Here is a 17,199-nt window from a genome sequence, read left to right on the forward strand (position 1 = left end):
CGTCAGGTCAGCCCAATGCAACAGTTCAGGGCTGACCGGGACACCCGCCTCGCGATCGGTACCCGCCGACGCAGTTTCCACGCCGGGCCAATCAGCGAACCGTTGTTCGGCTGTCGGACTGCGCAAACGATTCTGGCTACAAATAAAAAGTACTTTCAACACCGGCTGACTCCATGCCAATACTCGACCATGACGCTTTTCCAACTCTACAACGTTCGAGAATTTATCATGCTTCAATCTCCACGCCTGCTCGCCTGCACGCTCCTGGTGCTGGTCACTAACACCGCGCAAGCTGCCACAACGGGTGCCGTACCCGAATCCTTGCAACCTTTAGTAGCAACTCTGAACGAACGCCTGAACATCGGCGACCTCGTCGCCCTGACCAAATGGGACAGCGGCAAGCCGATCCAGGACAGTCCCCGTGAGGCGCAGGTGATCGACAACGCCCGCAAGCTGGCCGCCGAACGCAAGCTCGACCCGGAAGACGTCGCGCAGTTGATCGCCGCACAGATGGAGGCCAACAAACTGGTGCAATACGGTTTGCTCGCACAGTGGCAGGCAGCCGGTGCCGCGCCGGACACGCCGCGCCCGGATCTGGGCAAGCAGATTCGACCGCGTCTGGATGAGTTGCAAACCCGTCTGCTGCAGCAATACGCCGACTTCACGCCCTATCGCCACGACCGGAACTGCCCGGCGTGGCTGGCCAAGGCGCGCACCGGTCTGACCCGTGATGCGCTGCATGAACTGGCCCTGACCCGCGCCACCGGAGAGCTGTGCATTCGGTCGCTGGTGCCCTAGAACAAGGGTCTTGGCATTCATTGCTGGCGTCGATAGTCACCATCAGTTCAATGAAGTTCTCATAAAAAATCCGCGGCGTAACATCGGCTCCATACCCAACAAACAACACCCTTGGAGCACACGATCATGAAACGCCAAATCCTTCTCGGCATCGCTTTCTCGGTTCTTGCAGTCAACGCTTTTGCAGCCAAACCCGCCCACACCATGATCGCCGAAGGCGGTTCGGATCGGTTGATTGAAAGTCGCTTGGCTGAGGGTGGTTCGGATCGTTTGATCGAACGCCGCGTTGCTGAAGGTGGATCGGATCGTCTGATCGAGCGCCGCGTTGCTGAAGGTGGTTCTGATCGTCTGATCGAACGTCGCGTCGCTGAAGGTGGTTCTGATCGTTTGATCGAACGTCGCGTCGCTGAAGGTGGTTCTGATCGTTTGATCGAACGTCGCGTCGCTGAAGGTGGTTCCGATCGCTTGATCGAACGCCGCGTTGCTGAAGGCGGTTCCTACCGTCTGATCGAACGCCGCGTTGCATAAGTAAGCAGCGCATATAGAAAAACCCGGCCTGATCAGCCGGGCTTTTCTTTGCCTGCCTTATTCACTCCTCGGCGTCCCAGAAACTGTAACTACTGGTGCCCGCCAGATGATGGGTCCAGGTGATATCGCGATAGCGGATGGCGAGGCGTTCCTGTGGAGCAACGTCGTTTTGCTGGATGGCATGGGGAACGTCCAGGGTGATGTCGGCAATCACTCCCCCGCCGATCTTTATCGTGAAGTACTTTTCCTCGATGCCATACGGCGAAGTTCTATAGAAGCTGACAGAGCAGTCGATTTCCTCTCTGTTGGAGAGTGCCCGCGCCAACAAGGGCGAAGACGGGTCAATCCACTTGGTGATTGCGACAGGACTGTGGATCAGTTTGTCGGTGTTCATCCGGTTGTGGGCAAAGGCCAACACTCTGATTTCATCGTCATGTCCGGCCTGACCTTTGTTGTCCAGAGTTTCCGGTGTCGAGCACCCTGCCGAGATAAGTCCCTGGGTTTTCCCTTCGATGGTCATGTAACTGTGATTGGCCATACCTGTCACTCCTTGTGCAAGAGCAACAGATTAGTGGATGTAACCATCACTTTATGTAGGGTGCTTCCGAAAGTGAAAGTCGTTAACTGACAGACACTTCCCATAACTTCAAGCGTGTTTTAATCGCGACACCGCTCAACTGTTTACTATCGATTTCGCTGCATCGCCTGCGTCGATAGTCACCATCAGCGCAATGAAGTTCTCATAAAAAATCCCCGGCGTAATATCGGCTCCATACCCAACAAACAACACCCCTGGAGCACACGATCATGAAACGCCAAATCCTTCTCGGCATCGCTTTCTCGGTTCTTGCAGTCAACGCTTTTGCAGCCAAACCCGCACACACCATGATCGCCGAAGGCGGTTCGGACCGGTTGATTGAAAGTCGAGTAGCTGAGGGTGGTTCGGATCGTTTGATCGAACGTCGCGTTGCTGAAGGTGGCTCCGATCGTCTGATCGAACGCCGCGTCGCTGAAGGTGGTTCCGACCGTTTGATCGAACGCCGCGTCGCTGAAGGTGGCTCCGATCGTCTGATCGAACGCCGCGTTGCTGAAGGTGGTTCGGATCGTCTGATCGAACGCCGCGTCGCTGAAGGTGGTTCCGACCGTCTGATCGAACGCCGCGTCGCATGAGTCAAACGCTCTACCGCTGCACAAACAAAAAGCCCGGCCTGATCAGCCGGGCTTTTTCACGTCCAACCGGTACTTATTGAACGGTTTTCAGTTTGACCACGTCACCGGAGATCTTGGTGGTGTAACCGGTCAGAACCCATGCCCAGAACCAGTTTTCCTGAACCTGGGTGTTGATCATGGCGTCGCCGCCCTTGGCTTTGATCGCGGCAGTCTGGGCGCGCACGAAGCGGTTGTTCTGCTGGATCGGGATGACGCCGAACAGCAGCAGACCGGTGGCGGTGGCTTCGCTGTGGCCAATCACGGTGTATTGGCTGCTGTCGTATTGTTTAGTGTTCATCGGGGTGCCGGTGCAACCTGCCAGAACCGCACCGATCAGGGCGGCGGCGACGACTTTGCTGAGGTATTTCACTTCAAGACTCCATGGGAAAACGCCCGGGATCCGTCTCTCGGGCGGCGCGCACTTTACCGCAAGTGATGGCGCATTAGTATCAAACCAGGCCATGTTTCATATTCAAGTGTTGGTTTTAAGCCGGGTCCACAAGCGCGTCGTCAGTCGGGCAATCGCCGCCGGCAGTTCTTCCACAGTGAACAACTTGTCCATCACCGCTTTGGGTGGATAGATCGCCGAATCCTGTTTCACCGCCGGCGTCAGAAACTCATCGGCTGCCGCGTTGGGGTTGGCGTAGTGAATGCTGTTTCTGATGTTGGCGATCACCTTCGGCTCAAGCAGATAGTTCATGTAGGCGTAGCCGTTCTTTTCGTGGGGCGCGTTTTTCGGCATGACCACCATGTCGAACCACAGGGTCGTGCCTTCTTCGGGAATCGAATAAGCGATGTCGATACCGTTCTTCGCTTCCCGGGCACTGGCAGCCGCCTGCACAACATCACCGTTGAAGCCGATCACTGCGCAAACATTCCCATTGGCCAGATCGCTGATGTACTTCGAAGTATGGAAGTACTGCACGTACGGGCGAATCTTGAACAAAGCGGCTTCGGCCTTTTTGTAATCCGCCGGTTCGTGGCTGTGCGGCGGCAAGCCCAGATAGTTGAGCGTGATCGGCAACACTTGGGTCGGGTTGTCGATGATCGCTACACCGCACTGGCTCAACTTCTTGATGTTGTCCTCTTCGAAAAACAGCTTCCACGAACGCGTGACATCGGTGTTGCCGAAGATCGCCTTGATCTTCTCGACGTTGTAGCCGATACCGGCGGTACCCCACATGTACGGATAACCGTATTGATTGCCCGGATCGTTGACTTCAAGTTTCTGCATCAACTGCGGATCGAGATTCTTCCAGTTCGGCAGCTGCGACTTGTCGAGTTTCTGGATGGCGCCCGCCTTGATCAGCCGCGACAGAAAGTGGTTCGACGGGCTGACCACGTCGTAACCGGTATTGCCGGTCATCAACTTCGATTCCAGCACTTCATTGCTGTCGTGGATGTCGTAAGTGGTCTTTATGCCGGTGTCTTTGGTGAAGTTCGCCAGGGTGTCGTCGGCGATGTAACTGCTCCAGTTGGAGATGTTGACGGTTTCATCGGCCAGGGCGAACGAGGAACCGGTGGCGAGCAAGACCGCCAGGGAAAGTGTGTGGACGCGCATGTTCTGTCACCTGAATTGAGTGGCTTTTGTTCTTGTGGGATGTGCGAATTTTCAGATTTCTGTTCTGGCCCTGACCGCCTCCACGCGCATGCGCACCATGGCGCCGATATCGAAGAAAGGTCGCGGCGGCAGCCAGCCGGGCTGGGCCCGTTGCCTTACCGATTGCAGCAGTGGCGAATCGACGCCGCATGCCAGTTCCGCCAGCAGTCGCCCCCACAAGGTTCCGCGCGCCACGCCCGAGCCGTTGCAACCGGCGACGGCAAACACGCCCTCTTCCACCTGGTCGAAATACGCCTGACCGCTGCGGGTCGCGCTCAAATGGCCGGTCCAGGTGTATTGGATGTCGTGCTCGCCGAGGAACGGAAAGCGCCGTTGCAAACCCCGGACATGGTGTTGACGACGCAGCGCAAGTTCGCTGCTGGAGAGGTCCCGCGTGCGGTATTCGGCGGTGTTGCGGATCATCACCCGGCGATCCGGCGTCAGCCGAACCGTGGCGCCCAGCGGACGAGTCGACAGCACGCCCCACGGTTCGACCGAACCGATAGCAGCGAACTCCTGGTCCGTGAGCGGGCGCGTAAGGCTGGCACTCAGTTCCATCGGAAACGTGGCGCTGTCATCGATGCCGACCCGTGGAATGAAGGCGTTCAGGCAGACCAGTACCTTTCCTGCCTCGATGCTGCCATCCAGTGAATTGGCCCGAATCCGTCCCTGACTCAAACGCTCGAGCCCCGTGATGTCGGTGTTTTCGTACACGCTGACATTGCCCGGGAGTGCATCGAGCAAACCCTTCACGTATTTGGCCGGTTGCAGTAACGCGTTGCCGTTACCGCACCAAATCGCAGCCTGATAGTGAGGAGTGCCGAGTTTGCGGCTCAGCTCCTCGCCTTGCAGAAACTCCGCGCGGGCATCGAGTACGCGCAGCGTGGCCAGTTTGGCGTCGACCTGATTGAGCTTGGCCGGATCGTTGACCGCGAAGAAATAGCCGCTGTCACGGAAGTCGCAATCGATGGCGTGACGGGCAATCCGTTCTCGGACTTCTTCACTGGCCGCGCGGGAAATCATCGTGTCGACTTCAAATCCGGCAAAGCCCTGCCCGCCAATCAATTCGCTGTCCGCCGGATGTTCATGGGCGACGACAAAACCCGAGTTGCGCGCCGAAGCGCCCTGCGCCGCTCGCTGACGATCAACCACGACAATCCGTGCCTGCGGGTGCATCTCGGCCAGATGATGGGCGGCGCTGAGACCGGTGATTCCGGCGCCGATCACCAGCCAGTCGGCCTTTTGCGCACCGCTCAGGCGATCCCGCTGCGCAGCGCTTGCGGTTTGCGCGATCCAGCCACTGACATTTTCCATGCATCACCTCATTCGACGGTCATTCGGCGGCTTGCCTTCCAACCATGGCCATGCGTGAATCGCATGCCCACGTTGTGAAGATCACCACCAGAGCTAGAATCTATAAGGTCTTCGAACGCCTCACCAACGCTAAGAAATCATCGAGCCATTCGGAAAACGCATGGATAAAATTCGCCACGTCCCGTCGCTGCAAGCCATGCAGGCGCTGGTAGAGGTCGCCAACTCCGGCAGCTTCACCCTGGCCGCGCAGAAGCTGTGCCTGACTCAAAGCGCCGTCAGCCGGCAGATCCAGCAGCTGGAAAGCCACTTCAACGTCCCGTTGTTCTTGCGCACCAGCCGCAGCCTGCGCCTGACCCCGGAAGGCGAGCAGGTTCTGGCCAGCGCGCGGAGCATTTTCGAGCAGCTGAAAACCCTCGAAGAACGCCTGACACCGCAGAAACGCCCGTTCCGCATTCGCATGCATGTGTCGTTGGCGGTGCGCTGGCTGTTGCCCAAACTCAGCGACTTTTACCTGCGTCATCCCGAGGTTTCGCTGGCCATCGAAACCGTCGCCACCGAAATCGTCGAACCGACCAGCGACAGTGACGCCTACATCCTTTACTTGCCGACCGAATCGAGCGATCCGGATTGCCTGACCCTGTTTCAGGAAACCCTGGTGCCGGTCTGCGCCCCGAGCCTTGCCGATGCGCCGCGCTCAGTGGAAGAACTGCTGCGCTTCCCGCTGCTGCATCGCTCGGCGGATCGTCAGGCGTGGATCGAATGGCTGGCGGCGAACGACGGCAAACCGCTGGAGGATTACCGGCATATCCCGTTCAACCTCGATGAACTGGCACTGGATGCGGCGGCGCGGGGATTGGGCGTCGCAGTGACGGACATGACGCTGGCGGCGGAATCCATCGAGCGCGGCGTGCTGGTGGTGCCGTTCGGGCAACCGCTGAAAACCGGAGGGATTTATTCGTTGTGCTTGCAGCCGTCGGCGGCTGCGCATCCGGCTTGTGCGGTGGTGATGGGGTGGTTTGCCGGGCAGGCTGAGCGCGCGACATGAGTACGATATTCACGCGGGAGCTGCCTTACGCAGCTCCCTCACCGGATCTTCATTGCTGAGAGAACGTCTGCAAATACGCCAACAGATTATCGATCTTCTCCTCGTCACTCAGTCCCCAGAAGATCATCCGCGTCCCCGGCACCACGCCCTTCGGATCCTTCAGATACGCCGTCAGCGTTTCACGGTTCCAGGTCAGGCCGGAGTTTTTCATCGCGTCGGAATACACGTAATTCGCCGACGTCCCGGCCGGGCGACCGATGATACCGTTGAGTTCCGGGCCGAAGCCCGGGCGGGCGGATTCGCCGACCTGGTGGCAGCCGCCGCACAGGCGCGGGAAGATTTTTGCGCCGGCCTCGGCGTCCCCGGCAGCCAGTGCTGGCGTGCTGAGCAGGCCTGCGTTGAGGATCAGGGCGAACGTTAATGCAGCGTTTTTCATCAGGGTTTTCCAGATCGTCGGCGGCGCCAAGGGTAATCGTGCGCGGCAAGTTGCGCTACAGGTAGGCGCCCACGACCTTGCGGACTTTGAGCAAGGCTTGACGCAGGACAAGCATGTCCACCGAGCCCAGCGCCAGACGAATCGCGTGGGGCACATGGGTAGACACGGCGAAAGGTTCGGCGGTGGTAACGGAAACCTGTTCGTGCATCAATTCGACCACGATGTGGTCGGCCCGAACATCTTCCGGCAGCGGCAGCCAAAGAAAATACGAAGAAGGATGGCCGACAGTCGGCAGGCCTTCGAGGATCTGCGCGGCCAGAACTTGCCGGGCCTGGGCGTCGCTGCGCTTTTGCGCTTCGAGCAAGGTGACGGTGCCGTCGTCGAGCCAGCCGCAGGCGATGGCGGTCATCACGCCGGGGGTGTTCCAGGTCGTCGCGCGGATGATCCGTTCCAGCGCCGCCACCTGCTCGACCGGCGCGGCGATGAAGCCGACACGCAGGCCGGTGGCGATGTTTTTCGACAGGCCCGACACGTAGACCGTGCGCTCCGGTGCCAGATCTGCCAACGGGGGCGGCGGGTTATCGACCAGAAAGGCGTAGGCCGCATCCTCGATGATCGTCAGATCATGCCGGCGGGCAATCTCGATCAAATCCTCACGTTGCTCCAAAGGCATCACCCAGCCCAGTGGGTTGTGCAGGGTCGGCATGCTGTAAACCGCACGCACGGGTCGTTGGCGGCAGAGTTTGTCTAAGGCCGCCAGATCGGGGCCCTGCTCATTGACGGGAATCGCCACCACTTCCAGGTGCAGCGCTTCGGCCAGCACTTTGAATCCCGAATAGGTCAACGCGTCGGCAGCGATCACATCGCCGGGCTTGAGTAGCGCCATCAGCGTCACCGCCAGCCCTTGCTGGGCGCCGTTGACGATCAGCACCTGCTCGGCCTCGACACTCAAACCCCGCATTTGCAGATGCCGCGCCACCGAGGCCCGTTCATGCTGGCGACCGGCGTGGGGCTGATAACGCAGCAGCGCTTCAAGGTCGCCGGACAACGCGAGTTGCCGCAACGCGGTGCGCAGCAGCTCGGCCTGCCCCGGCAATGACGGGTAGTTGAAGTTGAGGTCGATCATGCCGACCGCGACGTCTTTCTGGTCGATGCCCTGCCCCGGCAACAACGACGTTTCCCGCACAAACGTGCCGCGCCCGGCTTCGCCGCTGACCAGGCCCATGGCCTCAAGTTCGGCGTACACCCGCGAAGCCGTGACCAGCGCCAGCCCTTCGCTCGCTGCCAGTTGCCGATGAGTCGGCAAGCGAGTGCCGGGCAGCAGACGACCGCTGCGAATGTCCGCCGCGTAGGTGTCGACGAGGGTCTTGTAACGGGAGCGCGGCATGTCGGGCTGTATCCATGACAATTCTTTGATTGTCCTGATTCTCGTCCCTAGGATTGTTTCAACGCAACCCACCACTGAGCGCAATGCGTATGGAACGAACCACCCAACTCGGCACCCCGGCCCTGGAAAAAACCAGCGGCTGGATCAATGGCTTCATCGGCGTTGTGATCTTCAGCGGCTCGCTGCCGGCCACGCGGCTGGCGGTGCTGGAATTCGACCCGGTATTTCTCACCGTCATCCGCGCGACCATCGCCGGCGCCCTGGCGTTGTGCTTGCTGTGGTTGTTTCGCGAACGGCGTCCGGCGCGGGATCAGTGGTTGTCGTTGCTGATCGTCGCGCTGGGCGTGGTTGTGGGTTTTCCGTTGTTGACGGCTTTGGCGCTGCAATACGTGACGTCAGCGCATTCCATTGTGTTTGTAGGATTGCTGCCGCTGGCGACGGCGATTTTCGGCGTGTTGCGCGGCGGTGAACGGCCGCGTCCGGTGTTCTGGATTTTTTCGGTGCTGGGCAGTTCGCTGGTGGTCGGCTTCGCTATCTCGCAAGGCCTGACCGCCTCGCCCACTGGCGATCTGCTAATGCTGGCGGCGATTCTCGCCTGCGGCCTCGGTTACGCCGAAGGCGCAAAACTGTCGCGCACCCTCGGCGGCTGGCAGGTGATCTGTTGGGCGCTGGTGCTGTCGCTGCCGGTGATGGCCGTGCTGAGCGTGTGGCTGGCGCCCGCCTCGTTCAGCGGTATCAGTGTGTCGGCGTGGGTGTGTCTGGCGTACGTTTCGCTGTTCAGCATGCTGATTGGTTTTGTGTTCTGGTATCGCGGGCTGGCTCAGGGCGGAATTGCGGCGGTCGGACAGCTGCAATTGCTGCAACCGTTTTTTGGCCTGGCACTGGCCGCGACCTTGCTGCATGAACATGTCAGCGTCGGCATGCTCGTGGTCACCCTGGGGGTGATCCTGTGCGTGGCCGGGGCGAAGAAATTCGCCAAATAGTTTTCAGCTCGCACCGGATTTCCATTCTCGCGGGCTGAGCCCGGTCTTACGCCGAAACGCCCGGGCCAGCGCCGAAGGGCTTTCATAACCGACCTCTTCGGCGATCAGGGCAATCGGCCGTCCCTCGCGCAGGCGTTTTTGCGCGAGGCTGATCCGCCAGCTCACCAGATAATCCACCGGCGTCTGCCCCACCACCCGCCGGAAGTGTTCGGCGAAACCGGCGCGGGACAGGTTGGCGGCGCTCGCCAGTTCAGCGACGCTCCAGGCCTTGGCCGGTTGCTCGTGCATCAGGTTCAAGGCTCGGGAAATCTTCGGATCGGCCAGTCCCGACATCATCCCCGGCTGTTGGTTGCGACTGCTGATGAGGTGGCGCAGCAGCAGAATCACCAGCAATTCGAACAGCCGATCCATCACCGCTTCGCGCCCGCAGTGCCCATCGAAGGCTTCCTTGAACAGCCACTCCAGGGTGTTGGTCATTTCCGGAAGGTCGGCGAGTTTCAGCACCAGATAATCCGGCAGCGCCGCCGCCAAAGCATTGCCCGCGCCGCCGTCGAAGGTCAGGGAAGCGCACACCAGTTGCGTGCCCATGGCTTCGTTGGCGAACAAGCGATGGGCCATGGGGCGGGGGAAAAAGATCAGGGTCGGTTCGTTGAGCGAGATTTCAGGATCATTACCCGGTTTGAGCAACAACTCGCCCGCCTGCAACAGGTGCACATGCCCGCACACCTGATCACCGCCGTAGGCGCTCACCCCGCAAAACGTGCCGCTGTGAAAGGTGCCGGCATTGACGCCGAAATGGCTGAGCAACGTAGAAAGGCGATCCATGACTGATTCTCGCAAGGACAGGTTTGGACGATCTGTCGCATATCCTCGACGATTTGCACCCAAGGCACCAGTCGCGCTCCGTAGCATTCACTCCATCCCCGGCGCACTTCGCACCGGACTTTCGGAGAATCACCATGAGCCGCATCGCCCCTCTCAGCCTCGAAACCGCTACCGACGCCACTCGCCCGACACTTGAAGGCGTGCAGAAAAAAATCGGCTTCCTGCCGAACCTGTTCAAGACCCTGGCCACTGCGCCTGTCGCGCTGGATGCCTACGTGCAAATCTCGGCCACTCTGGGCAAGACCTCACTGAGCGCCAAGGAAAAAGAGGCGGTGTATCTGGCCACCTCACAAGTCAACGGTTGCGATTACTGCCTGGCGGCGCACACCCTGTTCGCCAGCAAGGCCGGGCTGGCAGCAGAAGAAATCATCGAAGCGCGTCACGGTCGGCTGAATGCTTTTGCCACCCTCGCCCATCAACTGACCGAAACCCGTGGTCATCTGAGCGATGAACAGATCGCCGCCGCCCGCGCCGCCGGCATCGACGACAAGAAGATCATCGAAGTGATCGCCGTCGTCGCCGCGCAAACCCTCACCAACTACCTGAACAACGTGGCGCTGACCGACATCGATTTCCCCGCAATCGAAAATCCAGCGTAATGCAAAAAACAGTGGGAGCGAGCTTGCTCGCGATGGCGGTGGATCAGTCAGCATCTTTGTCGATTGATACTCCGCTATCGCGAGCAAGCTCGCTCCCACATTGAATTTTGTACTGCGTCGGACGCGTCAGTCGTGATCGACCCCGGCGCGTTTCAACAACTTCTTGCAGCGCTCGGACAGGTGAAACACCTGCAACTGCTTGCCGGCCTTGGCGTAGCGTTCGCGCAAGGTTTTCAGCGCGGCGATGGCCGAGTAATCGACAAAGCTCAGGTGCCGGCAATCCAGCGTCACCCGTTGCGGGTCACTGGCCGGGTCGAACTGATTGAGGAACGGCGTGGTCGAGGCAAAAAACAACGTGCCGTGCAGGCGATACAGTTTGCTGCCGTCCGCTTCCAGATGTTCATCGGCGTACAACTCGCGCGCTTGCTGCCAGGCAAAATTCAGCGCCGCAATGATGATCCCGCACAGCACTGCCGTGGCCAGGTCGGTAAACACCGTGATGGTAGTTACCGCGATGATCACCAGCACATCGTTGAGCGGCACTTTGTTCAGCACCCGCAGCGAAGCCCAGGCAAAGGTCTGCTGCGACACCACGAACATCACTCCCACCAGCGCCGCCAGCGGAATCCGCTCGATCAGCGGCGACAGAAACAGAATGAACAGCAGAATCAAAACCCCGGCCACTACCCCGGACAAACGCCCGCGCCCGCCGGAACTCAGGTTGATCACGGTCTGTCCGATCATGGCGCAACCACCCATGCCGCCGAACGCACCGGAAACCACGTTCGCCGCGCCCAGCGCCACGCATTCGCGATCCGGATAGCCACGGGTTTCGGTGATTTCGTCGGTGAGATTGAGGGTCAGCAGGGTTTCCAGCAGGCCGACCAACGCCATCAGAATCGCGTAGGGCGCGATGATGCGCAGGGTGTCCAGCGTCCACGGGATGTCCGGCAGCGCGAACGTCGGCAGGCCGCCGGCGATGTGCGCCATGTCGCCGAGGGTGCGGGTTGGCAGGCCGAACAGGTAGACCAGCAATCCGACGCCGAGGATCGCCACCAGCGCCGGCGGCACGGCGCGGGTCAGGCGCGGCAGGATGTAGACGATGGCCATGGTCAGCAGCACCAGCCCGGTCATCAGGTACAGCGGCGTGCCGCTGAGCCACTGTTCACCGCTCTTGAAATGCTCCAGTTGCGCCAGCGCGATGATGATCGCCAGACCGTTGACGAACCCGAGCATCACCGGGTGCGGCACCATGCGCACCAGTTTGCCCAGCCGCAACAGCCCGAACGCCATCATGATCAAGCCGCCGAGCAACACCGTCGCCAGCAGGTACTGCACGCCGTGTTGCACCACCAGCGCGACGATCACCACCGCCATCGAACCGGCCGCGCCGGAGACCATGCCCGGTCGGCCACCGAACAACGCAGTCAGCGTGCAAATGATGAAGGCGCCGTACAGGCCCATCAGGGGGTTGAGGTGAGCCACCAGCGCAAACGCAATGCATTCGGGCAACAGGGCAAACGAGGTGGTGAGTCCGGCCAGGACATCGGCGCGCAGACGAATCGGTTTCATGGCTTACCTGACAGAGCGGCCGACGGGCGCGGCCGCATGCATTTGCGCAAAAGAGCGCCGCGGAAAAAGAGGGTTGCAGATGTTACGCAAATGCCCCGGCGTGGGCCAGTGATCGCTGACAACCGTTGGCGTTCGCTCTATGCTGGCGCGCTGTTTTAAGCCATTGGAGCACCGGATGTCGACCGAACTGACCAGCCGCGAAGTGTGCCAGCGCTTGCGCGATGCCGCGTTGGGCGTGTGTGCCTTGCGGGTGATGGACGCGCGAGCGGATCGGGTTGCGGTCGACATCGAAGGCTGGCGTTTGCACCTGGACTTCGACGGCCGGCGCTTGCATCACTGCGCTGATTGTCTTTGCCCGGACGGTCGCGAGTGGACGCTCGACACCCGGCAGCGTTTCGGCACCGACCCGGTCAGTCTGCTGAGTACCTGGGAGCTGGCGCAGATCGAGGGTTTGTTGCGTCAACGTGAATGATGGACGGCAAACAGAGTTGCCCAATGATGGCACTCTGCCCATAATTCGCCCCCCTTCTCAACGCGCAAGGAACTGCCGTGAAAAAATCGCTGCTGTTGGTCCCGCTGTTTGCTCTGCTCCTGCAAGGCTGTGGCATGACCATGACCCGTTACGAGCCAAGCTTCGACAACGTTCAGAAGCTCAAGCAAACCCCGCCGCTGCACGCGATCAGCAATCCACAGGTTACCGCCGAGTCGGGTGAAGGCTCGTTGATGGTCCGCGCCAACCCGATCAAGTCGCCGACAGGCAGCATCCCGGCGCATATCCAGGACGCGATCACCGAAGAACTGCGCAAGGCCGGTCTGCTCGACCCGCAGGCGACCCGTCATCTGCAAGTGCTGGTGGTGAAGAACCAGTTGAACGCCGGTATGGGCACAGGTGACGGCACCATCGCTGCGCGCTTCACCCTGCGCAATGGCAACGATGTGGTGTACGACGCCACCAAAGATGTCAGCCATCAGTGGGACAGCAGCTTTTTCGGTGTTATCGCGATTCCCAACGCGACCAACGCTTACAACCCGATGCTGCAGGACTTGCTGAAGAATCTGTACAGCGATCCACAGTTCATTCAGGCCCTGAAGTAAGGGCAAAAAAAAGAGCCGCGATTGCGGCTCTTTTTTTTGCTGCTGGAGTGAGTCAGATACCCGAATATTTCGGACGGTTGCTGTCGGCCCATTCCTTGAGCAACGCATTGACCTGCCGAGTGAACGTATCGGTCACTGCTGCTTTCGGTGTATTGAACGCCAGCGGAAGGAACCAGATGCCCATCCAGGTGCCGACCGCGTCGTGGTTACTCGCGGTGGACAGCGGCTGACCTTGCTGATCGAGGGTTTCCAGGCTCATGGTGTACTGGTCGGTGGCATAGGCCGGGATGATCGTCATGCTCAGACCACTGATGAACGCCAGCACCATCTGACCGCCATTCGGTGGATGGTTGTACATTTTCAGGCGCAGGCTGTAGTCACCGGGCTGCTTCTCGAACTTGTCGAAGGTGACACGACCGAACAAACCGGAATCCTTCAGGACGGTTTGCAGTTGCGGTTTGAGCATGTCACGAGCTTGTGGCATTTCCACGGCTGAAGCGCTTTTCGGCTCGCCCTGGTAAAAGTCGAAATCGACATAGACGTTTGGCTTGTTGGCGTAGCTGGCCATCGATGGCAGCGTGACCGGGGCCACTTCGTCCTTGGTGAAACTGGCACAGCCGCCCAGCGCGAGCACCAGACCCAGCGCAAGGATTTTCCCGAATTGCATGATGTCGTCCCTAAAGTGATATCAAAGAGCCTCCATTGCGGAGCGCCGGGGCGGATTCTAGTGATCGTCTACGTCCGGGAAAAGACCTGATTCGGGAAAACCGTGAAAAAGTTCGCGCCGACTCAGCTTTGGCGCAAATCGAGGGTGTACGTGTAGTAGCCCGTATCGCGCACCCAGCCGAGTGATTCGTACAATCCCTGGGCGGTGAAATTGTCGGTGGCGGTTTCCAGCACCAGGCCCTTGGCGCCGGTTTCGACGGCAAAGTCGCGGGCGGTGTTCATCAATAATCGCCCGACCCCACGACCACGGGCGGCCGGCGTAGTGAACAGATCGCTGAGCAGCCATGTGCGATGGGCGTCTATCGAAGAAAACGTCGGGTACAACTGCACGAATCCCAGCGCCTCACCGCTTTCATCCTCAACCAGAAAAATCGCCGATTCATTAAAGGCCATGCGTTCGGCGATGAAGGTCCGCGATTGCTCGAGATTTGACGGCTGGCCATAAAAACCGCGATAGGCGTCGAACAGCTTCGCCACCGCGTCGAGGTGAATCGTCGTGGCGCGCAGTGCCTGAAGGGTCATTGTCACTTTCCTGAGGTTACCGAAATTGAAACCAGCATAGCGCTGAGGAGCGAGTTCGCTGGCTTATTCGCTATATGGTTTTGTATATTGCGAACCCGAAATGGCCAGACCCTCCATGCCGTCCATGAGCAGCATCCGCGAACGCAACCAGCAACTGATCCTGGCCGCCGCCAGTGAAGAATTCGCCGCCAACGGCTTCGACGCGACCCAGACCCGCGACATCGCCGCCCGTGCCGGTGTGCCCAAGGCCAACCTGTATTACTACTTCCAGAGCAAGGAAAACCTTTACGGCAAAGTGCTGCTCGGCTTCGTCGAACCGTTGCTGGAAGCCTCGGCGGTGCTGCGCGAGAGTGATGATCCGCTGATCGGCCTGCGCGCCTACGTCGCCGCCCGTATCCGCATTGCCCGCGAGCATCCGGCGATCGCCAAGGTTTTCAGCGGAGAGTTGCTGCTCGGTGGCCGCCAGTTGCCCGACGAATGCCGCGACCTGCTGCACGGCGAAGCCCGGCGCAATGTCGAGTGCCTGCGCAGCTGGATCGATCGCGGGCTGCTGGCGCCGGTCGATCCAGAGCATTTAATGCTGTTTATCTGGTCGGCGACGCGCACCTACACCAACATTGGCTGGCAGATGGGGCGCATCACCGGGCGGGAGGTGCCGCAGGATGAGGATTATGCGGTGGCGGCGGAGACGATTACGCGGTTGGTGTTGAGCGGAGCGGTGTCCGAGCCGGTGAGTGATGTTCGCAGGTTGATGTTTGCGACCTGAACGGGAGAGTCAGGGCATCAGGTCCAGAGGTAGTGTCGCATCCCCCGCCAAACGTTCACGCCATGCCAGCAGCACATCAGGCACCCGCTTTTTCCATTTGGGAACGTTGGTGTAATACCGCGCCCTGACTTTGCGTTGCTCATCGAAAACCAATAACACCAGCCAAACTCGGCCGCCCGGCGCGCTCATCAGAATCGCCGCGTTGCTGGAAGCCAGGCCTCGCAGCCAGAACTCATTGACCTCACCCCCCGGCACATCACCAGAGGTCTCGCCGGCTGCCATTGAGCCGCTATTTTGCAGCAGCGTCTGATAGTCATTTTTGAGCAACGTGCGTAATGCCAGATCTTCTTGCTGCGTACGCACAACGCCAAGGCTCAGCAAGTCGTATTCAATCGCGATCGGTTGGTCAGATGCCACATACCTTCCATCGTAGTAAACGCCCATCCCGCCACCACAAGCCCCCTCACCTCCGTCGGAATCAACATCCAGCAAACCGTTGAGCGCGCTGAACTTCAGGGTGCAGTTGCCTTCAGCGAAATGCGCTACGGCACCGTCAATTGTGGCCACACCGTCCATATCACCAGAGTTGCCACCATTTGACGCAGAAACATCAAAGGCAATATGCGTGGCGTCCACACGCTTGGTTGTGACTTCTGCCGCCGATGAAACGCCCCACGGAATCATCTGCCAGGTGGCATCCCAGCTGAAAGGCTTGGCCACGTATTCAAGCGCTTTCAGACGCATCAAATATTCACGGCGCAGGCAGGAGCTATTGGCAGCGCATTGATTGCGTTGTTTCAACCATGAACGCTGATCAGCCTTGAGCGCTTGCGGATCAGCTACCTGCGCCACCGCTGTCCGCCAGAGCGCCCCGAGTTTTTCATCGAGACTCGAGGTATACGGATCCGCACAAACGGCTTTTTCAACCGGGCTGGAAGCGCCAGCACAGTCGAAACTGGCAGCGTGCGAGGAGGTAGCAAATACGAGAGAGGTCAGCAGCAAGGCGTGACGGAGATTGAAAGCGAGCATCGACAGATTCCATTCCTGAGGCGGCGGCAGTATGCCGGGCCCGGGCTGTCGATGCTCTGGATTTTTCACTGGTTGCTCGCGGGCAACCGGGCTCTTGCGCAAGAACGAGTCAGAATGTGATCCCGGCCGCCGGCTTAACATCGATCCGCGCCACGGAACCGGTCAGGTGCGCCCAGTCCTTGTTGTGTTCGGCGATGATGTCTTCGGCGCTCATGTTGCCGTTGTCGACGGTGGAGTGCGCATCGGCCGCCAGCTCCACGTCGTAGCCCAGTTGATGGGCCTGGCGCACGGTGGCGTTGACGCAGTAATCGGTTTGCAGACCGCAAATCACCAGGCGGTCGAAATCTTCCCGGGGGATCAGTTTCTGCAGGTTGGTCTGGTAGAACGAGTCGTTCGCAGTCTTGTCGACGCGCAGATCGCCGGGTGTGGTGGCCAGGCCGTCAGCCAGTTGCCAGCCTTCGGCACCGTGAGCTAACGGACTGTCCTTTTCGTTGTGCTGGATCAACACCACCGGCACACCCGATTGACGCGCGCGGGCGCTGAGGCCGTTGATGGTATCGATCACCCGTTTGATGTCGTGGCATTCGTATTCGCCTGTGCACAGGGCGCGCTGGACATCGATGATCAGCAATGCGGTGGTCATGGTGAGCCTTCCTTGATCGGTCCTTGAGACAGGGGCGGACGTGTGCCCGCCCCCTTTTTACT

Annotated in this window: 21 protein-coding genes and 1 pseudogene; 9 read left to right on the top strand and 13 right to left on the bottom strand. The window is 59.9% G+C overall.

All coding sequences use genetic code 11. The features are described from left to right. Positions 1 to 3: 3 nt before the first annotated feature. Positions 4 to 162, bottom strand: a pseudogene (locus ABTV87_RS18030) (phosphotyrosine protein phosphatase); the annotation flags it as partial. A gap of 66 nt (positions 163 to 228) precedes the next feature. Here ABTV87_RS18030 and ABTV87_RS18035 point away from each other — a divergent pair. Continuing rightward, entirely contained in the window at positions 229 to 798 is a 570-nt protein-coding gene (locus ABTV87_RS18035) for a chorismate mutase (protein WP_433898056.1), read from the top strand. Positions 799 to 924: 126 nt separating this feature from the next. Further along, the gene (locus ABTV87_RS18040) at positions 925 to 1,326 is read left to right on the top strand and encodes a hypothetical protein (RefSeq protein ID WP_433898057.1); all 402 of its coding nucleotides are present in this window, start codon (positions 925 to 927) and stop codon (positions 1,324 to 1,326) included. Between the two features lie 61 nt (positions 1,327 to 1,387). Here ABTV87_RS18040 and ABTV87_RS18045 read toward each other — a convergent pair whose 3' ends face one another. Continuing rightward, the gene (locus tag ABTV87_RS18045; protein WP_433898058.1) at positions 1,388 to 1,864 is read right to left on the bottom strand and encodes an Hcp family type VI secretion system effector; all 477 of its coding nucleotides are present in this window, start codon (positions 1,862 to 1,864) and stop codon (positions 1,388 to 1,390) included. 269 nt (positions 1,865 to 2,133) lie between these two features. Between ABTV87_RS18045 and ABTV87_RS18050 the strand changes: the two genes are divergently transcribed. Continuing rightward, a complete protein-coding gene (locus tag ABTV87_RS18050; protein WP_085602588.1) occupies positions 2,134 to 2,496 on the top strand; it encodes a hypothetical protein in 363 nt (120 codons plus the stop codon). Positions 2,497 to 2,569: 73 nt separating this feature from the next. Here ABTV87_RS18050 and ABTV87_RS18055 read toward each other — a convergent pair whose 3' ends face one another. From ABTV87_RS18055 to ABTV87_RS18065, 3 genes are all read right to left on the bottom strand, one after another. Beyond that, positions 2,570 to 2,905 carry a hypothetical protein gene (locus ABTV87_RS18055; RefSeq protein WP_127798661.1) on the bottom strand — a complete coding sequence of 112 codons (336 nt, stop codon included), beginning with the start codon at positions 2,903 to 2,905 and terminating at the stop codon, positions 2,570 to 2,572. A 102-nt stretch (positions 2,906 to 3,007) separates the two neighbouring features. Then, positions 3,008 to 4,096 (bottom strand): polyamine ABC transporter substrate-binding protein, encoded by a 1,089-nt coding sequence (locus tag ABTV87_RS18060; RefSeq protein ID WP_433898059.1) that lies wholly within the window; start codon positions 4,094 to 4,096, stop codon positions 3,008 to 3,010. A 51-nt stretch (positions 4,097 to 4,147) separates the two neighbouring features. Then, the gene (locus ABTV87_RS18065; RefSeq protein ID WP_433898060.1) at positions 4,148 to 5,449 is read right to left on the bottom strand and encodes an NAD(P)/FAD-dependent oxidoreductase; all 1,302 of its coding nucleotides are present in this window, start codon (positions 5,447 to 5,449) and stop codon (positions 4,148 to 4,150) included. A gap of 160 nt (positions 5,450 to 5,609) precedes the next feature. Between ABTV87_RS18065 and ABTV87_RS18070 the strand changes: the two genes are divergently transcribed. Then, a complete protein-coding gene (locus tag ABTV87_RS18070; protein WP_221533710.1) occupies positions 5,610 to 6,494 on the top strand; it encodes a LysR substrate-binding domain-containing protein in 885 nt (294 codons plus the stop codon). A 49-nt stretch (positions 6,495 to 6,543) separates the two neighbouring features. Here the strand turns inward: ABTV87_RS18070 and ABTV87_RS18075 are convergent, their stop codons facing one another. Together ABTV87_RS18075 and ABTV87_RS18080 are read right to left on the bottom strand one after the other, a co-directional pair. After that, positions 6,544 to 6,930, bottom strand: a complete 387-nt coding sequence (locus ABTV87_RS18075) for a c-type cytochrome (protein WP_433898061.1) — start codon at positions 6,928 to 6,930, stop codon at positions 6,544 to 6,546. A 55-nt stretch (positions 6,931 to 6,985) separates the two neighbouring features. Beyond that, positions 6,986 to 8,317 (bottom strand): PLP-dependent aminotransferase family protein, encoded by a 1,332-nt coding sequence (locus tag ABTV87_RS18080; RefSeq protein WP_433898062.1) that lies wholly within the window; start codon positions 8,315 to 8,317, stop codon positions 6,986 to 6,988. Positions 8,318 to 8,406: 89 nt separating this feature from the next. Between ABTV87_RS18080 and ABTV87_RS18085 the strand changes: the two genes are divergently transcribed. Then, positions 8,407 to 9,300, top strand: coding sequence for a DMT family transporter (locus ABTV87_RS18085; RefSeq protein WP_085602576.1), 894 nt, complete (start codon positions 8,407 to 8,409; stop codon positions 9,298 to 9,300). Positions 9,301 to 9,303: 3 nt separating this feature from the next. Here ABTV87_RS18085 and ABTV87_RS18090 read toward each other — a convergent pair whose 3' ends face one another. Further along, positions 9,304 to 10,125 carry a cupin domain-containing protein gene (locus ABTV87_RS18090; RefSeq protein ID WP_433898063.1) on the bottom strand — a complete coding sequence of 274 codons (822 nt, stop codon included), beginning with the start codon at positions 10,123 to 10,125 and terminating at the stop codon, positions 9,304 to 9,306. A 134-nt stretch (positions 10,126 to 10,259) separates the two neighbouring features. Between ABTV87_RS18090 and ABTV87_RS18095 the strand changes: the two genes are divergently transcribed. Beyond that, positions 10,260 to 10,784, top strand: coding sequence for a carboxymuconolactone decarboxylase family protein (locus tag ABTV87_RS18095; protein ID WP_433898064.1), 525 nt, complete (start codon positions 10,260 to 10,262; stop codon positions 10,782 to 10,784). Positions 10,785 to 10,910: 126 nt separating this feature from the next. Here the strand turns inward: ABTV87_RS18095 and ABTV87_RS18100 are convergent, their stop codons facing one another. Then, positions 10,911 to 12,356, bottom strand: a complete 1,446-nt coding sequence (locus ABTV87_RS18100) for a SulP family inorganic anion transporter (protein WP_433898065.1) — start codon at positions 12,354 to 12,356, stop codon at positions 10,911 to 10,913. Positions 12,357 to 12,531: 175 nt separating this feature from the next. Here ABTV87_RS18100 and ABTV87_RS18105 point away from each other — a divergent pair, with 175 nt between their 5' ends. Beyond that, entirely contained in the window at positions 12,532 to 12,828 is a 297-nt protein-coding gene (locus tag ABTV87_RS18105; RefSeq protein WP_085602567.1) for a DUF7693 family protein, read from the top strand. A gap of 77 nt (positions 12,829 to 12,905) precedes the next feature. Beyond that, positions 12,906 to 13,451: a hypothetical protein gene (locus ABTV87_RS18110; protein WP_085602565.1), complete on the top strand. Its 546-nt coding sequence runs from the start codon at positions 12,906 to 12,908 to the stop codon at positions 13,449 to 13,451. Between the two features lie 52 nt (positions 13,452 to 13,503). Here the strand turns inward: ABTV87_RS18110 and ABTV87_RS18115 are convergent, their stop codons facing one another. Together ABTV87_RS18115 and ABTV87_RS18120 are read right to left on the bottom strand one after the other, a co-directional pair. After that, positions 13,504 to 14,118 carry a hypothetical protein gene (locus ABTV87_RS18115; RefSeq protein ID WP_085602563.1) on the bottom strand — a complete coding sequence of 205 codons (615 nt, stop codon included), beginning with the start codon at positions 14,116 to 14,118 and terminating at the stop codon, positions 13,504 to 13,506. A gap of 122 nt (positions 14,119 to 14,240) precedes the next feature. After that, positions 14,241 to 14,699, bottom strand: a complete 459-nt coding sequence (locus ABTV87_RS18120; RefSeq protein WP_433898066.1) for a GNAT family N-acetyltransferase — start codon at positions 14,697 to 14,699, stop codon at positions 14,241 to 14,243. A 124-nt stretch (positions 14,700 to 14,823) separates the two neighbouring features. On the opposite strand from ABTV87_RS18120, the gene ABTV87_RS18125 reads away from it, so the two are divergent. Beyond that, complete coding sequence (locus ABTV87_RS18125; RefSeq protein ID WP_041475350.1) at positions 14,824 to 15,465, top strand: TetR/AcrR family transcriptional regulator; 642 nt, start codon at positions 14,824 to 14,826, stop codon at positions 15,463 to 15,465. Positions 15,466 to 15,474: 9 nt separating this feature from the next. On the opposite strand, the gene ABTV87_RS18130 is transcribed toward ABTV87_RS18125, so the two are convergent. Then, a complete protein-coding gene (locus ABTV87_RS18130; protein WP_433898067.1) occupies positions 15,475 to 16,494 on the bottom strand; it encodes a lysozyme inhibitor LprI family protein in 1,020 nt (339 codons plus the stop codon). A gap of 109 nt (positions 16,495 to 16,603) precedes the next feature. Then, entirely contained in the window at positions 16,604 to 17,137 is a 534-nt protein-coding gene (locus ABTV87_RS18135; protein ID WP_007958242.1) for a cysteine hydrolase family protein, read from the bottom strand. Positions 17,138 to 17,199: the final 62 nt, after the last annotated feature.

Source organism: Pseudomonas sp. PSE1(2024), from assembly GCF_050990555.1.
In the GTDB taxonomy this organism is placed as follows: domain Bacteria; phylum Pseudomonadota; class Gammaproteobacteria; order Pseudomonadales; family Pseudomonadaceae; genus Aquipseudomonas; species Aquipseudomonas aphyarum.

Coding starts and splice junctions, on each gene's coding strand:
- ABTV87_RS18125 (WP_041475350.1), top strand. CDS start 14,824: ATGAGCAGCATCCGCGAACGCAACCAGCAACTGATCCTGGCCGCCGCC.
- ABTV87_RS18050 (WP_085602588.1), top strand. CDS start 2,134: ATGAAACGCCAAATCCTTCTCGGCATCGCTTTCTCGGTTCTTGCAGTC.
- ABTV87_RS18120 (WP_433898066.1), bottom strand. CDS start 14,699: ATGACCCTTCAGGCACTGCGCGCCACGACGATTCACCTCGACGCGGTG.
- ABTV87_RS18105 (WP_085602567.1), top strand. CDS start 12,532: ATGTCGACCGAACTGACCAGCCGCGAAGTGTGCCAGCGCTTGCGCGAT.
- ABTV87_RS18065 (WP_433898060.1), bottom strand. CDS start 5,449: ATGGAAAATGTCAGTGGCTGGATCGCGCAAACCGCAAGCGCTGCGCAG.
- ABTV87_RS18045 (WP_433898058.1), bottom strand. CDS start 1,864: ATGGCCAATCACAGTTACATGACCATCGAAGGGAAAACCCAGGGACTT.
- ABTV87_RS18070 (WP_221533710.1), top strand. CDS start 5,610: ATGGATAAAATTCGCCACGTCCCGTCGCTGCAAGCCATGCAGGCGCTG.
- ABTV87_RS18075 (WP_433898061.1), bottom strand. CDS start 6,930: ATGAAAAACGCTGCATTAACGTTCGCCCTGATCCTCAACGCAGGCCTG.
- ABTV87_RS18085 (WP_085602576.1), top strand. CDS start 8,407: ATGGAACGAACCACCCAACTCGGCACCCCGGCCCTGGAAAAAACCAGC.
- ABTV87_RS18060 (WP_433898059.1), bottom strand. CDS start 4,096: ATGCGCGTCCACACACTTTCCCTGGCGGTCTTGCTCGCCACCGGTTCC.
- ABTV87_RS18135 (WP_007958242.1), bottom strand. CDS start 17,137: ATGACCACCGCATTGCTGATCATCGATGTCCAGCGCGCCCTGTGCACA.
- ABTV87_RS18095 (WP_433898064.1), top strand. CDS start 10,260: ATGAGCCGCATCGCCCCTCTCAGCCTCGAAACCGCTACCGACGCCACT.
- ABTV87_RS18080 (WP_433898062.1), bottom strand. CDS start 8,317: ATGCCGCGCTCCCGTTACAAGACCCTCGTCGACACCTACGCGGCGGAC.
- ABTV87_RS18035 (WP_433898056.1), top strand. CDS start 229: ATGCTTCAATCTCCACGCCTGCTCGCCTGCACGCTCCTGGTGCTGGTC.
- ABTV87_RS18090 (WP_433898063.1), bottom strand. CDS start 10,125: ATGGATCGCCTTTCTACGTTGCTCAGCCATTTCGGCGTCAATGCCGGC.
- ABTV87_RS18100 (WP_433898065.1), bottom strand. CDS start 12,356: ATGAAACCGATTCGTCTGCGCGCCGATGTCCTGGCCGGACTCACCACC.
- ABTV87_RS18130 (WP_433898067.1), bottom strand. CDS start 16,494: ATGCTCGCTTTCAATCTCCGTCACGCCTTGCTGCTGACCTCTCTCGTA.
- ABTV87_RS18040 (WP_433898057.1), top strand. CDS start 925: ATGAAACGCCAAATCCTTCTCGGCATCGCTTTCTCGGTTCTTGCAGTC.
- ABTV87_RS18115 (WP_085602563.1), bottom strand. CDS start 14,118: ATGCAATTCGGGAAAATCCTTGCGCTGGGTCTGGTGCTCGCGCTGGGC.